Source organism: Lentibacillus kimchii (genome assembly GCF_055381965.1).
Genome location: NZ_AP043934.1, coordinates 2,658,186 through 2,672,179 on the forward strand (window position 1 = coordinate 2,658,186; position 13,994 = coordinate 2,672,179).

At 46.3% G+C, this 13,994-nt stretch carries 11 protein-coding genes; 2 read left to right on the forward strand and 9 right to left on the reverse strand.

Going from position 1 to position 13,994, the window contains the following annotated elements; all coding sequences use genetic code 11:
* The first annotated feature begins 119 nt into the window (after positions 1 to 119).
* Positions 120 to 365, forward strand: a complete 246-nt coding sequence (locus tag ACZ444_RS13835) for a YuzB family protein (RefSeq protein ID WP_382360503.1) — start codon at positions 120 to 122, stop codon at positions 363 to 365.
* A 24-nt stretch (positions 366 to 389) separates the two neighbouring features.
* Here ACZ444_RS13835 and ACZ444_RS13840 read toward each other — a convergent pair whose 3' ends face one another.
* Both ACZ444_RS13840 and ACZ444_RS13845 read right to left on the reverse strand, forming a co-directional pair.
* Positions 390 to 770 carry a RidA family protein gene (locus tag ACZ444_RS13840; RefSeq protein WP_382360506.1) on the reverse strand — a complete coding sequence of 127 codons (381 nt, stop codon included), beginning with the start codon at positions 768 to 770 and terminating at the stop codon, positions 390 to 392.
* 55 nt (positions 771 to 825) lie between these two features.
* Complete coding sequence (locus tag ACZ444_RS13845) at positions 826 to 1,443, reverse strand: lysozyme family protein (RefSeq protein ID WP_382360509.1); 618 nt, start codon at positions 1,441 to 1,443, stop codon at positions 826 to 828.
* A 189-nt stretch (positions 1,444 to 1,632) separates the two neighbouring features.
* On the opposite strand from ACZ444_RS13845, the gene ACZ444_RS13850 reads away from it, so the two are divergent.
* Positions 1,633 to 3,246 (forward strand): long-chain fatty acid--CoA ligase, encoded by a 1,614-nt coding sequence (locus ACZ444_RS13850; RefSeq protein ID WP_382360512.1) that lies wholly within the window; start codon positions 1,633 to 1,635, stop codon positions 3,244 to 3,246.
* A gap of 291 nt (positions 3,247 to 3,537) precedes the next feature.
* On the opposite strand, the gene ACZ444_RS13855 is transcribed toward ACZ444_RS13850, so the two are convergent.
* From ACZ444_RS13855 to ACZ444_RS13885, 7 genes are all read right to left on the reverse strand, one after another.
* Entirely contained in the window at positions 3,538 to 4,572 is a 1,035-nt protein-coding gene (locus ACZ444_RS13855) for an NAD(P)H-dependent flavin oxidoreductase (RefSeq protein WP_382360515.1), read from the reverse strand.
* A 72-nt stretch (positions 4,573 to 4,644) separates the two neighbouring features.
* A complete protein-coding gene (locus tag ACZ444_RS13860; protein ID WP_382360518.1) occupies positions 4,645 to 6,831 on the reverse strand; it encodes a TRAP transporter permease in 2,187 nt (728 codons plus the stop codon).
* Positions 6,824 to 7,387 (reverse strand): DUF1850 domain-containing protein, encoded by a 564-nt coding sequence (locus ACZ444_RS13865; RefSeq protein ID WP_382360521.1) that lies wholly within the window; start codon positions 7,385 to 7,387, stop codon positions 6,824 to 6,826. Before ACZ444_RS13865 ends, ACZ444_RS13860 begins: the two co-directional genes overlap by 8 nt.
* A complete protein-coding gene (locus ACZ444_RS13870) occupies positions 7,387 to 8,421 on the reverse strand; it encodes a TAXI family TRAP transporter solute-binding subunit (protein ID WP_382360524.1) in 1,035 nt (344 codons plus the stop codon). The genes ACZ444_RS13865 and ACZ444_RS13870 overlap by 1 nt, the downstream gene beginning before the upstream one ends.
* 250 nt (positions 8,422 to 8,671) lie before the next feature.
* On the reverse strand, positions 8,672 to 9,121 hold the full coding sequence (locus ACZ444_RS13875; RefSeq protein ID WP_382360527.1) for a DUF2269 family protein: 450 nt from the start codon (positions 9,119 to 9,121) through the stop codon (positions 8,672 to 8,674).
* Positions 9,122 to 9,302: 181 nt separating this feature from the next.
* The gene (locus tag ACZ444_RS13880; RefSeq protein WP_382360530.1) at positions 9,303 to 10,415 is read right to left on the reverse strand and encodes a hypothetical protein; all 1,113 of its coding nucleotides are present in this window, start codon (positions 10,413 to 10,415) and stop codon (positions 9,303 to 9,305) included.
* Between the two features lie 302 nt (positions 10,416 to 10,717).
* Complete coding sequence (locus ACZ444_RS13885; RefSeq protein ID WP_382360533.1) at positions 10,718 to 13,876, reverse strand: DEAD/DEAH box helicase; 3,159 nt, start codon at positions 13,874 to 13,876, stop codon at positions 10,718 to 10,720.
* Between the last annotated feature and the right edge of the window lie 118 nt (positions 13,877 to 13,994).

Below are 13,994 nucleotides of genomic sequence, written 5' to 3' on the forward strand. Positions count from 1 at the left end.
CTAACCCGCTCCTCTGTGTTGCCCCACTGGCTTTCGTCTAAGCAGAAAATGTGATATGTTAAATGGCACTATGTTAGACTTAAAACTATAGCAATTTTATTAGAAAGTAAGTGATAGCTATGGGCGCAATTGTTGTTGAGATCTGTGACGCAAATGTGATCACTTCTTTAGATATAGAAGGCATTATCGAAAAGGAATTTCCTGAGGTAGCCGTTTTAAACAATGAATGCTTAGCTTTTTGCGGCTTATGCAGGGTCCGTCCCTATGCTATGGTGAACAATCGCCGTGTTCACGGCAACACACCTGAGGAATGTTTAGATAATATACGTCAAGCCATCAAAGAAGAACTGGCCGTTTATCAATAATAACGGCCAGTTTTTTTATAAGCCTCAGGCGTTCGTATAGACGATCGCTTCAATCTCGATGAGTGCACCCTTCGGCAGCTGGCTCACTTCAAATGCAGCCCGCGCCGGATAGGGCTCTGTTAAGTAACTGCCGTAGATATCATTAACTGTTGCAAAATGATCCATCGATGCCAGATAGATCGTGAACTTCACCACTTGGGAAAAGAACGCATCAGCTTCCGTTAAAATCGCCTGCAGATTATGCATCACCTGGTGTGTCTGATTTTCAATTCCCTCAGCCAGAGCGCCTGTCTCTGGATTGAGCCCGATCTGACCGGAAATATACACAACACCGTTTACTTTAACCGCCTGTGAGTACGGTCCAATCGAAGCAGGTGCTTTATCAGTCTGAATCGCTTGTCGCATCATCATTCCTCCCTAGTCATTATAAGGCAAGCATATCATCACCCTGCTGGCAAAACTACTTTTTCGCCACCGATTCGGTATAGGTCATCACATCACGCGCGTAATAAATATCACCATAGCAGGCTTCAATCTTCGCTGTCCCTCTGCGTGAGCAGCGGTAGTTCGACTGGTTATCGGCATCTGCATACATTTCCTGAGAAAAGTCAACCGCCGCTTCTTGTGTAAATGTTCCTGAGTGGGCATTCACATAATCGATGAAGCCCTGGCCAAAGTTATACGACTGAACAGCTAGCTTGAGGTCCCCATCGGCTTTATCCAGCGCCTCAGCAAAATAATGCACGCCCTGTTGAACAGATTTCTCCGGATCATCAATACAGCCACGTGAACCGCAAAGGCTTTCCGAGGACTGCATCGGATCATCACCACGGCCGCCGGATTCCTGCATCATCATCGCCATCAGAACATTAATATGTTCCGCAACACCATACTTGTTTGCATATTTTCTAATCAGCGGCTGATAATCCAGCACTTGATTACTGACAGTCGTTGTGTTCCAATTAATCTCATCAGGCTGCCAATCGGTGGCCATAATCACAAAAAGAAATGCTAACCCACCGAGCACCAGCGCAGATATTACAAGCCTTTTCATTTTTCGTTTTAGTGTTCGTTTCATCATATCCCTCTATCTCGTGCTGTGCTAAACGGCCTATCACGTCATTCAGCCAATCGCAAATCTATCTCTCTGCTATTATAGCATGGACAGTCTCTATCTGCTAAATACAATATGTTCAATTTTTGCATAATTAAAATAATATGGTATTATGATGATAACGTCATACCACACTTAAAGGAGATGAGTATCATGATGCAAACACCACTCACCGTTGGCTCAATGCTTGAACACGCGGAAAAATTTTTTGCTAAAAAAGAAGTCATATCACAGACACATGATCAGCTGCATCGACTGACTTATGCTGATGTTGGCGAAAGAACGCGTCGCCTGATGAGTGCCCTGAATCAGCTTGGCATCGAAAAGGGGGACCGTGTCGGGACACTTGCCTGGAATCACCACCGACATTTGGAAATCTATTTTGCTGCGCCAGGAATGAATGCTGTGCTCCATACGATTAATATTCGCTTATCGCCAGAGCACATCGCCTACATTATTAACCATGCAGAAGATCAAATTTTATTTATTGATGAAGATGTACTTCCTTTGATTGAATCGATCCAGGATCAGCTCAAAACCGTCAAAGCATTTGTTGTCATGACCGATAAAGATACGTTGCCCGAATCCAGTCTCACCCCTTTTTATTCTTATGAAAAATTACTTGAGATCGGCGATCCACAGCAGGCTTTTGTAACAGATATGGATGAAAATGATCCAGCCGGCATGTGCTACACATCTGCAACAACTGGCAAACCTAAGGGTGTTATGTACTCTCATCGCGGCATTGTACTGCACACCATGGCACTGGGACTTGCCAACACGGCTGCTGTATCGGAGTCGGACGTGTTAATGCCCGTCGTGCCGCAATTCCATGTCAACGCCTGGGGGATGCCATTTGCCGGCACCTGGTTCGGATCAACGCTCGTCATGCCGGGTCCGCATTTCACCGCAAAACGGCTTGCTGACTTTATTGAACGTTACCGTGTGACCGTTACGGCAGGTGTACCGACCATCTGGATCGGACTTCTGCGTGAACTGGAACAGGGAAGCTATGATACATCAAGCTTACGCGGTGTTCTCTGCGGTGGCGCTGCAGCTCCAAAAGGACTGATTCAGGCATTTGAACAGAAACTGGGTGTTCCATTTGCCCATGCGTATGGCGCAACTGAAACAACTCCGCTTGTTACGTATTCCCGGCTGAAAAGCTATCAGCAAAACTTGAGTGAGGAGGATAAAATTAACGAACGTGCTAAACAGGGAGCTCTGGTACCAGGAATTGAAATGAAAGTGATCGGCAGTAACGGTGAGGCAGCCTGGAATGGTGAGGATATGGGTGAACTGTTGCTGCGCGGCCCGTGGATTGCCAGTGAATATTATAAGGATGACAGAACAGAGGAAGCTTTTCACGATGGCTGGTTTCACACCGGTGATGTCATAACAGTCGATGAAGAAGGCAACATTCAAATAGTTGACCGCACGAAGGATTTGATTAAGAGCGGTGGCGAATGGATTTCTTCAGTCGAACTTGAAAACGCTATCATGGCGCATGATAAGGTGGCTGAGGCAAGCGTTGTTGGAATGCCTGATGCGGAATGGCAGGAACGTCCGATTGCTTGTGTCGTCCTGCAAGAGGATTTAAACGAAACCGTCAGCAAGGATGAGCTGCTCCAATTTATTCGACCGAAATTTGCCAAATGGTCATTGCCGGATGACGTCCTGTTCTTTGATGAAATTCCGAAGACATCCGTCGGCAAATTTATGAAGCGGCAGCTGCGCGATCATGTGAAGGACCATTATAAGGTCTAATACTAATAGGTAAAAAGAGGCTGGGATAAAAAGAGTGATCATATGAACATTCGATCAGACTTGATATCAACATGAACGGGAGCCTATTCGAGATAATCGATATAAGGAGGGAAAAAACGGACCAGCGGGAGCAAGGGATAGGTGAGACCCCAGAGCGTGCCAGCTTGATGAGGCTCACCAGCCGCCCGCGGAGAAGATATCTATTTCCGGAGTGGTTTACCCACACACGTTGGTTAAGCGGTCACTATGACCCGTTCTTTTATTCCAGTTTTATTAAGGTGCATAAACGTCCTATACAAGTGACTGGACGATCTCTGCCGCGCGCTCTTCTTGTCTGATCGCTCCAACACCCTGGCCGGCCCATAACGACTGCATATCCGGGATTCCTTTTGTTTTACCGACAGAACGAATCGGTTTGGTCAGCTGGTTTTGGATAGGGAATGGCAATGGTGCTATACCGCTTGCCTCCACTTCATCGACAAACTGGTTGCGAATCGCACGTGCAGGCCTCCCGGAAAAGACTTTCGTGATCACTGTATCATGCGTATCCGCCCGAATCAGTGCCTGGCGATAGGCGGTGTTGGTTCCAGCCTCTGCGGCCATTAAAAACCGTGTGCCAATTTGCACAGCGGAAGCCCCCATCGTTAACAGAGCCTCAACCTGGCTCTTATGATAAATGCCTCCTGCAGCAATAACCGGCACATTCACGGTATTAAGCAATTCCTGCAGCAGGACATGCAAGCTGATTTGACTGCCAAATGAATACGTATTTACATCAAATGTTCCCCGGTGACCACCTGCTTCAACACCTTGTGCAACAATGGCATCATAGCCCGCTTCTTCCAGTTCAGAGGCTTCACCGAGTGTCGTCGCCATCCCGATCAGCACCACATCATGCCTTTTTAGCCGGGCAATCATCTCCGGCGGCAATACACCAAAAGCTGTTGTGACAATCGGAATCGCTTCCTCAATGATCACATCTATTTTTTCCGCCAAATAGTCCTGTATTTTAACAGATCGTTCGCCAGGCGCAATACCCAGCGTTTTCCGATACGTCTCCAAAAATGTCTGCATTGCGCCGGCATCATCAGACCAGGCCTCCAAATTAACCGCAAATACATTGACGGCAAATGGCTTGTTCGTAAGTTCTTTCGTTGAATGAATTATGTTTTTTAAATCAGGGCCGTTCATATAGCCTGCACCAATCGTGCCCAGCGCTCCTGTCTCAGCCACCGCTGCAACCATTTCCGGGGTTGTGATTCCGCCAGCCATCCCGGCTTGAACAACAGGTTTATCGATTTCACACATGTCTAGAAAGTTCTGCATGTTACTACCTCCTTTTCATTAAACATGAAGAGGCTATTCTACAGAAATAATCTGCATAATAGCCCCTATTCATTATTGAACACTGTTTTCCGCCGTCTCCATTCGCGAATCATTATCGTGACGATTCTTCTTCCACCACTGATAAACGACAATAACCGCGAATAAGCCTACTCCGGCTAAATCTGTCCAGAGACTGTTGTTGAGCAGAACAACGGCCGCTGCCACCGCCAAAATACGTTCCAGCCAGCCGAATTTTGTAAACAGATAGCTCTGAATAAAGGTTGACCACGCAAGAATACCGATAAAGGCTGTTGTAATGCTTAGCAGGATTTGCAGCCATGTTGCGGTATCATCCTGTAAAATCAGTATCGGATTCAGCACAAAGGCAAATGGCAGCAAAAGTGCCCCCATATCAAATTTAAATCCCTGCACACCAGTTTTCAACGGATCTGACTTGGCAATGCCTGATGTCGCATAGGCCGGCAAATTAATTGGCGGCGTATCGTCAGCCAGAATACCAAAGTAAAAGACGAAGAGATGTGCTGCCAATACAGGAATGTCCAGCTGAACCAGCGCCGGTGCCATCACGGCAGCAAGCACAATATACGTAGCCGTTGTCGGAAGGCCGAGCCCCATGACAATACAGGCTACCATGGTGAACAGAAGAACAAGAAACACCTGATTATTAGCTAAATCAAGAATCAGACCGGAAAAGATTGGCCCCAATCCGGTCATCGTCACGACACCAGTTAAGATGCCGGCAGTTGCACAGGCAATTACCACACTCAAGGCATTTTTCGCCCCAAGCTCCAAAGCCGTGAAAAATTCTTTCCAGCCAAATTTTATACGTGCCTCGCCGGCACCTGCCTTTTTACCTAGAACATACCAGATCAGCGCAAACACCAGACTGCCAATCGATACATACGTAATATACTCGTTCAGGCCGAACAATAGATGCGCGGCATACGCTATACCCGTGAACAGCAAGGCAACAAGAAAGCCGGAACCAAAACTTTTTTGCAAACGATAGGAAAATAAAGCAATCGTAATCGTCCCGACAATCGCCATAAATGACGCAAGAATCGGTGTCAAACGTAAAATCAGCAAGGTAATAATAGCAGCAATCGGCAACAGTAAATAACCGCGACCGGCAAAAATAGTCAATGGTGATGTCAATTCTTTTCTGGGAATGCCCACAAGGTTATGTTTGCTTGCCTCCAGATGGACCATGAACAAAATCGCCGTATAACTGAGCAATGCTGGAATGGCAGCCGATTTAACAATGTCCAGATACGGAACACCAGTGAAATCCGCCATGATGAAAGCAGCGGCTCCCATAACAGGCGGCAGCAGCTGTCCACTGGAGGACGCAGCCACCTCAATGCCACCAGCGACTTTAGGTCTGAATCCGGTCTGCTTCATAAGTGGAATAGTAAATGTACCAGTTGTGACTGCATTAGCCACTGAGCTGCCGGAAATGGACCCCATTAAACCGGATGATATGACAGATGCCTTAGCTGGCCCACCTTTTAATGACCCAACAGCCGACATAGCCAGATCGATAAACATTTTCCCTGCTCCGGTTACTTCTAAAAAAGCCCCAAATAAAATAAAAATAAAAACATACTGCGCTGAAACCGTCAGCGGTGTTCCGAAAATCCCTTCATTAGATAAAAACATAAACTCAGCAATTTCACGTAATGAAAAGCCAAAATGGTTCAGCGCATCAGGCAAGACCGCCCGTGCACCGAGAAAATCCGGCAAGTATGTATCTCCGAGCCATGCATAAAGCATGAAGACGGTTGCTAAAATGACAAGGGGCTTGCCGACGACACGTCGTGTAGCCTCCAAAACGAGCAGCAAAGCTATAAAAGACATGGTGGTATCCAGCATATTCGGATCGCCGACCTTGCCGACCAGTTGATCGGAAACCATCATGATATAAACGCCGGTTGAGATCCCAAGGATGGCTAGAACCAGATCGTACCAGGGAATTTTTCTTTGGCCAAGATTCTTCTTATGCGGGTAGATTAAAAATATAAGAGCTAAAGCAAACGCCAGATGCATAGCATTCTGCTGCATATGCGGCAGCATCTTTATACCAGCTGTATATAACTGAAACAACGAAAAAACGACGGCTACCACCAGCACAATGGCTGCCATCCAGCCAAACAGCGTCCGATCACTGCCTTGAAGCTCATCCAGATCGTTATCCGTGTCGTCCTGATTGGCGGCTTGATCTAAGTTTGGATTAGCCATAAGACTCCCCTTCCTGTCCTGCTGCGAATAAGCGTTGCCATAAATAGGTCATTCTTGTTTCTTTTTCAATTTTAAGTGAAAATGTCCTGCCCTCAAAGGGCTGACGCGATATCTGCCACGTCTCGCCATCGATCGTCAGTTCCTGTTCCGCAATACTGACGGGGTGAAAAAGAACATCATCGAACGGCTTATCAATGTCATCAATCACATAATAGCCATCCTCCAGCCTGTCTGTAGCTCCAGGCGGTGACTGTGTTGCAATACCGGCCCCGAAGCTGCAGTTCCAGCTTTCCATAAGCACCATCTTGTACTGGTCATCTATTTCATATTTCTCGATAATTGGACATTTCTCAACGGAATGAATGTAGCGGGATGACCACTGTGTATCTGTGTTGACACGTTGAGCCAATAAGACATCCCCGTTGTCTGCCTCCCCTAGCATGACATGTACAGAAGACAGCAGAACAAAACCGCCGATAAGCAGAAAAATACCAAAAAGCAGCCCGGCAAGCCTGCGTCCACGCAGGCTGTGCCGTTTTCGTGCTGACTCATACATTAGTCCGCGGAAATGCCTTCCTCATCATAGTACTTTTCCGCACCGGGATGGAGATCAATGGACATGCCATTCCGTGCTCCATCTAATGTAATATCCGTTCCGCGATCATGGGCTGCTTCAAGTTCATCACGGTTTTCAAACAGAGCTTTTGTCATATTATAAACAGTGTCCTCCGGCAGTTCACTGTCCACGACCATAATGGCCATGACCGCTACCGTATTAATATCTTCTTCCTGACCGTAGTCCGCATATGTGTCACCGGAAATCGTCCGCTCCGTATAATACGAGTATTTTGAAATCAGATTATCAATCACTTCATCAGAAAGGGACAGCACGTTAACGTCCTGGTTCGCACCCAATTCCTGAATCGCGCTTGTCGGGGCACCTGCCGTAATAAAGGCAGCATCAATGGTCCCATTCTGCAATCCTTGCGAAGCATCACCGAAGCCCATATACTGCGGCGTGATATCATCATACGTGATACCCGCAGCCTCGAGAATCTGGTTGGCATTCGCTTCAGCGCCGCTTCCCTGATCACCGACAGCTACGTTTTTGCCATTCAGGTCATCGAGTGACTTAATATCACTGTCAGCCGTTGTCACTACTTGAATATCTTCTGGATAAAGCGATGTCATGCCAGCCATATTATCTACCGTTTCGTCATTAAAGTCATCAAGCGTTCCACCATTCACAGCGTAATAGGCTATATCATTCTGAATTAGAACAGCATCATATTTTCCTTCAGACAATTCCTGGGCGTTGGTTACCGATGCGCCGGTAGAAACTGCCCTGGACTGTGACACACCGTCCACATCGGAAAAGATCTGTTCCGTCATGGCTACCCCCAGCGGATAGTATGTACCACTCGTCCCCCCGGTTCCGAGTGTCACACGCACTTCTTCGGCCGAATCTTTATCGCCGCCATTATCATTACCGCTGTCTGCATCAGCATCATCATCCTGTGCACTTCCACAGCCTGCAAGCGCCAACAGCATAATAATCAACAGAAAACCTGCAATCTTCAATTTTTTCACGGAAAAAATCCCCCTTTGTATTGATACTTAATTACATATTATTTAAAACGTTTTCACAATTTATGTCAAGCATTGGAATTAGTTGATAAGTCAGATTTTTAGTTCCACGGATACTGCCATTTTCAGGTACGATTTCACCACCAAAATCACTCTTGGCGGCCGCAGCTGATTGATACAAGGTGCCGGTAAATGAGCCTGCAGATTAACATACGAGACTGACGCCTAACGTTAGCACAGGAGAGTCAACACGCTAAAATGGCTTGGCAATCATTAAATAGAGGATGATCAAAGGGATAATAGTGGACAGACTCCCGACAACATCCCAGATCCTCGAGGCTTTTTGGTAGGACGCTTGATTGAATGGTTCACCGCTATAGTGGATCATCTTTCGCTGCAGCGGCAGCAATATGGCTGCCCATATCACCCCAGTCAGGGCAAACAGAGCCAGGGATACCGATAGCCAATTGATGGCATGCAGCGTATAAGAGCTATCAGCTGCTAATATAAATCCAGAAATAAGCAAGACGATAATGCCAGGCAATGTGAACACATGATCAGCAGTCATGATATTTTTAGCCGTTAAATGAATGTGCGTTTCATCTTTGGAAAACGCCGCTTTTACCTTCCAAAAGGCAGCGGTGATAATATTGCCGACAAAAATAATAGCCGCCGTAATATGTATAAACACTAAAAACGACATGTCACCAGCACCTTCACAAACATTTATTCCCAGCTTGCGCGCGACGGTCCTTAAGATTATCGCGATTTTACACGTTATCAATACACGCATGCCAGTCATTTAATCTTAACACATGTTGTAAAATTCAAAATATATTATCAATAAACGAGGGTGTGCTCACTGCAAAAGCACACCCTCATTCTTACTGATAATTAATCACAGCAGGAGCTGGGTCCAGTTTAAGCACTTGTTTCGGTTTCAGCAGCGGGTCATCATTTTGGTAGAAAAGCTTAAATCCCCCGTATTGCATGCCCTGCTTTCTGACCAGTTTCCCGTAGGCTGACATTTTGATAGCCGGGTCACCGAAACCGTCATAATTCAGCGGAACTTCCACGTGCTCAGTTGGATTAATTTTATCTTTATTTTGCACAACGCCATTGCCAAACTGATGAACAAGGACCATCTTGTCTGGCAAATGATTTTCTTCAACGAGGTCATTGACGTATTCAACCGCTTTTTGAATTTCGGAACCGTCAACCTGACCAAGATCTTCTCCTGGAATCTCACCTTCGTCCACACTGTATTCTGTATCAATCGCTAAATGAACGTAAGGTAATTTTAAGTACGGTTTCAGTTTTTTGACCTCTTTCATCACCGGAGCGCGCCCGAGCTGGACATCCAGAAGCAGCAGGGCACCATGTTCTTTAGCCAGCTTCGCGTAGCGTTCGATATCCTCATCAGGGGTATCTGTTATGTAATCACCACTCTCGCCCGGTTTCCGCTGCGCCACTGTCGAGATAAGTTCAATCATTGGAACCGCCGGGTGTGAGGGATCCGCCTTCGAATAGGCTCTTGTTTTTTCCTTCAGCTCCTCCATCATTTCTTCAGGAGGCATCTCACCTAATACACCCATATGTTCAGAATTGGGCGTCCCATAGTAAGCAACCAAGCGATGATCCTTTAAAGGACCATTCGTTTTATCTTCTTTGCCTTTGAGCAGCGTTTGACCAAGCGGAACCGTCCGGTCTGGATCGCCGCCATGTGCCTCGGCATGCGGCATTTTCTTTCTCACTTTTTCTGAATACCTTTCTTTAAAAGGCTTCGCATCTTCCGGCGGCTCAATCGCCTGATACGGTGTTAAAATCGACTTCGACTTTGGTGTTATCTTATACTCGATTGTCTTGGCGTTGTCTGCCTGTTTTTTCCCGGATGATTGGTCATCGTCCTTCGTTGCACCTGCGGCTGATTGATCTGAACATCCGACGATCAGCATAGCAAGGAGCAAAGGCGACAACCAGGCTAACAGCTTCTTCAATGATACTTCCCCCATATGCCATAAAAAGTATAGTCTAATCAAAGAGGACATCCCGCACAGTCCAGTATTCCGCCTTATGGACGCTACTTATGCCAAGCATTGCCCTTCTTATGATCTGTCTGGTTTATTATACCATCTCTTGTTAAAATATAGCACCTATTCCAGCGATTGTATACAGGTTAAATGTGCCATTTTCTTGATTAAGAAGAAGCTTATGGTTATATAAAAATAAAGGTGCTAACCGTTTTGCGATTGGCACCCTTATAAAACATCGTCACAAATTTGTTAAAAACTAAGTCTCACTAAATGTTCAGCAGTTCGCGGACATCGTCCTCACTTAAGCTGGACAGCATCGCTTCACCCGGCTGGATAACCTGATCAATCAGTTCACGCTTTTTCTGCTGCAGTTCATAAATTTTTTCCTCAATCGTCCCTTCTGTCACGAGACGGATCACCTGGACAACGTTTTTCTGGCCGAAACGGTGAGCCCTTCCTGTCGCCTGGTCCTCAACCGCCGGATTCCACCACAGATCATACAGAATAACCGTGTCGGCACCCGTCAGATTTAAGCCAGTGCCGCCTGCTTTCAGGGACACGAGAAAGACGCTTTTCTCGCCGCCATTGAACCGTTCACTCATTTCAACCCGTTCTTCTGAACCCGTTTGACCATGCAGATAAAAGTAGTCAATGCCTGCTTCCTTAAGTTTCTCAATAATAATTTCATGCATGCTTGTAAACTGCGAGAAAATCAACAGGCGTTTGCCATTAGCCACCGCATGGTTAACCGTCTCCATCAGCTGATTCAGCTTGCCGGAACCGCCCTCATAATTTTCCACAAACATGGACGGGTGACAGCAAATCTGACGCAGGCGTGTCAGCCCGGCTAATATTTTCATTCGGTTTTGCTGAAAACCGCTCTCCTGCATCGATTGCGCTGCTTCCTGCTGCAGTTGGCGCCAATAGCCGACATACAACTCCTTCTGTTCTTTCGTCAATTCGGAGACATGAACCGTTTCGATTTTATCCGGCAGTTCAGTTAAAACATCCTGCTTCACACGGCGCATAATAAACGGCCGGGTCATCGAGGCAATTTTGTCATGCGACAACTGTTTAAACGTCTGCTGGTTCGGCATCAAGCCTGGTAAAATGACTTGAAAGATAGCCCACAGTTCATCAATGGAATTTTCAATTGGTGTCCCGCTCAAAGCAAATCGTCTGGTCGCTCGCAGCTGGCGTATCGCTTTGGATGTTTTTGTAGCATAGTTTTTTATATACTGCGCTTCATCAAGAAAAAGCGTCTGGAATGTCATTTCCCGGTAAGACTCAATATCCTGGCGCAATGTCGCATACGAAGTGATCCAGACATCCTGATTACCGTACGTCTCAATTTTCTTCTTCCGTTCAGTGGGTGTACCGGTTAGAATGGCTGCTTCCAGCTCAGGAGCAAACTTATCAAATTCCCTTTTCCAGTTGTACAGAACCGATGACGGTGCGACTACTAAGTGTGGGCTGTCACCGGGTTCGGACAGAATATAAGCGATGCTCTGCAGCGTCTTGCCAAGACCCATATCGTCCGCAAGAATGCCGCCAAGATAATAGTGACTGAGTGATTTAAACCACTGATAGCCAGTCTTCTGATAATCCCTTAGATCGGCATTCAGACCCTCTGGGAGCGGGTACGTCTGTGTTTCCGGTGAACGCAATTGCTGCAGAAGCTCTTTGAATGCTTTATCGTAATGCGTCGGTGTGTCGATCAGTTCATCAACCTGCGTCCCCCGGTAGACTGGCATTTGCACATTGCCGTCCTGAAGATCCTCTTGTGCAATGTTCAGGTCATCGAACAGCTGCTTCATCGAGGTGAATTCTTCCCCCTCAAGAGAAAGAAATGACCCGTCCTGAAGCCGGTAATAGCGTTTTTTCTCCATAACGGCATTCAAAACCTGTGTCACTTCCTCATCATTAATCCCCTCGATACTGAAACCAATATCAAGCAAATTCGATGATGATTCCAGCTGGACATTCGTCTGCGGTGACGGCTGACTATCCATGATAAGCGAGCGAATCTCGTCCGTCATGTACAAGTCGAGATACTTATCGAGCACCGGCAGCACATTAAACAGAAAGTCATACAGCGTATCTTCATCAACCGAAATATAGAGTTCTTTGCCATTGTAATGAAAATTGGCGTGCTCAATCAGCTGCATGATCTGCTGTTCCTTTTCCACATCACGGATAACGATCACATCATCCTGCTCACGGCCGGTGAACGGGCTGATCTCATAGTCACCATAGTGGTAGGTTAGCTCACCGATCATCCAGCTATCCTGTAATTTCAAATACATTTTGGCCTCAAGCGGCAGCTGGACAATATCCTCAGCTATATTGTCCGCCATGTGCACATCACCAATTTTTTCGAGTGACGGCACGACCTGTGAGATAAAATCATCCGCCTGTTCTTTGGCAACGGGAAGCTCACTGCCTTGCTGAGCAGCTGTTGCGATCTGATCAACAATTGGCAGCTGATCTTTTGCCGGAAAGTAAAACGTCCCCGCAACGAACAGCATTTCATACGGCTGCAGATACGTCACATCCTGAATGCCTTCCATTTGCAGCGACAATTCACCGCTGTCTGTTTTAGCAAGATCAAACGAAAATGGCAGGTCATTTTCAATAACCTCGATATTCTGATATGACGCCTCTGGTGCTTTAACTGTGAAATCACGCTCAGCCAGCTTTGACAGCAGCTGTTCTGCAGCTAGCGGCGGTATGACGACTGAGCGATCAGAGGTGTTCATAAACCGGTAAATACTCCGGTCATAATAGATCTTCTCATTGTTTAAAATGGCATACAGCCGCTCAAAAATAGACCAGTCCTGCTCATCAAAGTAATGATTGTCCGGATTATAGGTGAACGTTTTCGTAAAATAATGGTCACGGCCGCTGAAAACATCCTCCAGAAAATCCTCAATCTTTTTAACAACAAGTGGACGGCCTTCTCCGACTTTCAGTTCCAGCAGCAAGTTATCTTCAAAATTCCACCGGCAATAATACTCGACTTTCAGCGGCACTTTCTGCAGTGTTATCTCAGAAGCCGGCTGATAGCTCGTTAATGAGGCTATGGCATTCATCAGCCGATTGGTCGTCTGATAATCTTTTGCCATTTTAACCGGACTGTCAAACCCGCTTGCGTTGATAGCCAGTAATACCGCTGCAATATGTTTACACGGACCGAACTTGGCAAAGGCGGGACAACTGCATTGAATATCAAACCTGCCCTCTGCAAGATCAGACGTGCTGACTTCAACATAGTAGTCTTCCGAGCCCTCCACAAAGGCAGACCACATTTGGAAATTCCGATCATATACAAGGTTGTAGACACGGTCTTGATTATAATATTGTAAGCCGCGCTGATAAACATCAGCTGAAAAATTACGTTTGATATCATTTTCATGTATAGCCAAAGCGCATTTACCCTACCTTCTGCCATCTCTTTATCCATTATTGTATATCACTGAACATCATTTTTAAATGAAAGACTACGCACGATATAAAAAAAGCCCCAAAACAAGCTCGTCCCTC

What these genes read in the sequence shown, in the direction of transcription:
- ACZ444_RS13835 (WP_382360503.1), top strand. Translation starts at nt 120, where the DNA reads ATGGGCGCAATTGTTGTTGAGATCTGTGACGCAAATGTGATCACTTCT.
- ACZ444_RS13840 (WP_382360506.1), bottom strand. Translation starts at nt 770, where the DNA reads ATGCGACAAGCGATTCAGACTGATAAAGCACCTGCTTCGATTGGACCG.
- ACZ444_RS13845 (WP_382360509.1), bottom strand. Translation starts at nt 1,443, where the DNA reads ATGAAACGAACACTAAAACGAAAAATGAAAAGGCTTGTAATATCTGCG.
- ACZ444_RS13850 (WP_382360512.1), top strand. Translation starts at nt 1,633, where the DNA reads ATGATGCAAACACCACTCACCGTTGGCTCAATGCTTGAACACGCGGAA.
- ACZ444_RS13855 (WP_382360515.1), bottom strand. Translation starts at nt 4,572, where the DNA reads ATGCAGAACTTTCTAGACATGTGTGAAATCGATAAACCTGTTGTTCAA.
- ACZ444_RS13860 (WP_382360518.1), bottom strand. Translation starts at nt 6,831, where the DNA reads ATGGCTAATCCAAACTTAGATCAAGCCGCCAATCAGGACGACACGGAT.
- ACZ444_RS13865 (WP_382360521.1), bottom strand. Translation starts at nt 7,387, where the DNA reads ATGTATGAGTCAGCACGAAAACGGCACAGCCTGCGTGGACGCAGGCTT.
- ACZ444_RS13875 (WP_382360527.1), bottom strand. Translation starts at nt 9,121, where the DNA reads ATGTCGTTTTTAGTGTTTATACATATTACGGCGGCTATTATTTTTGTC.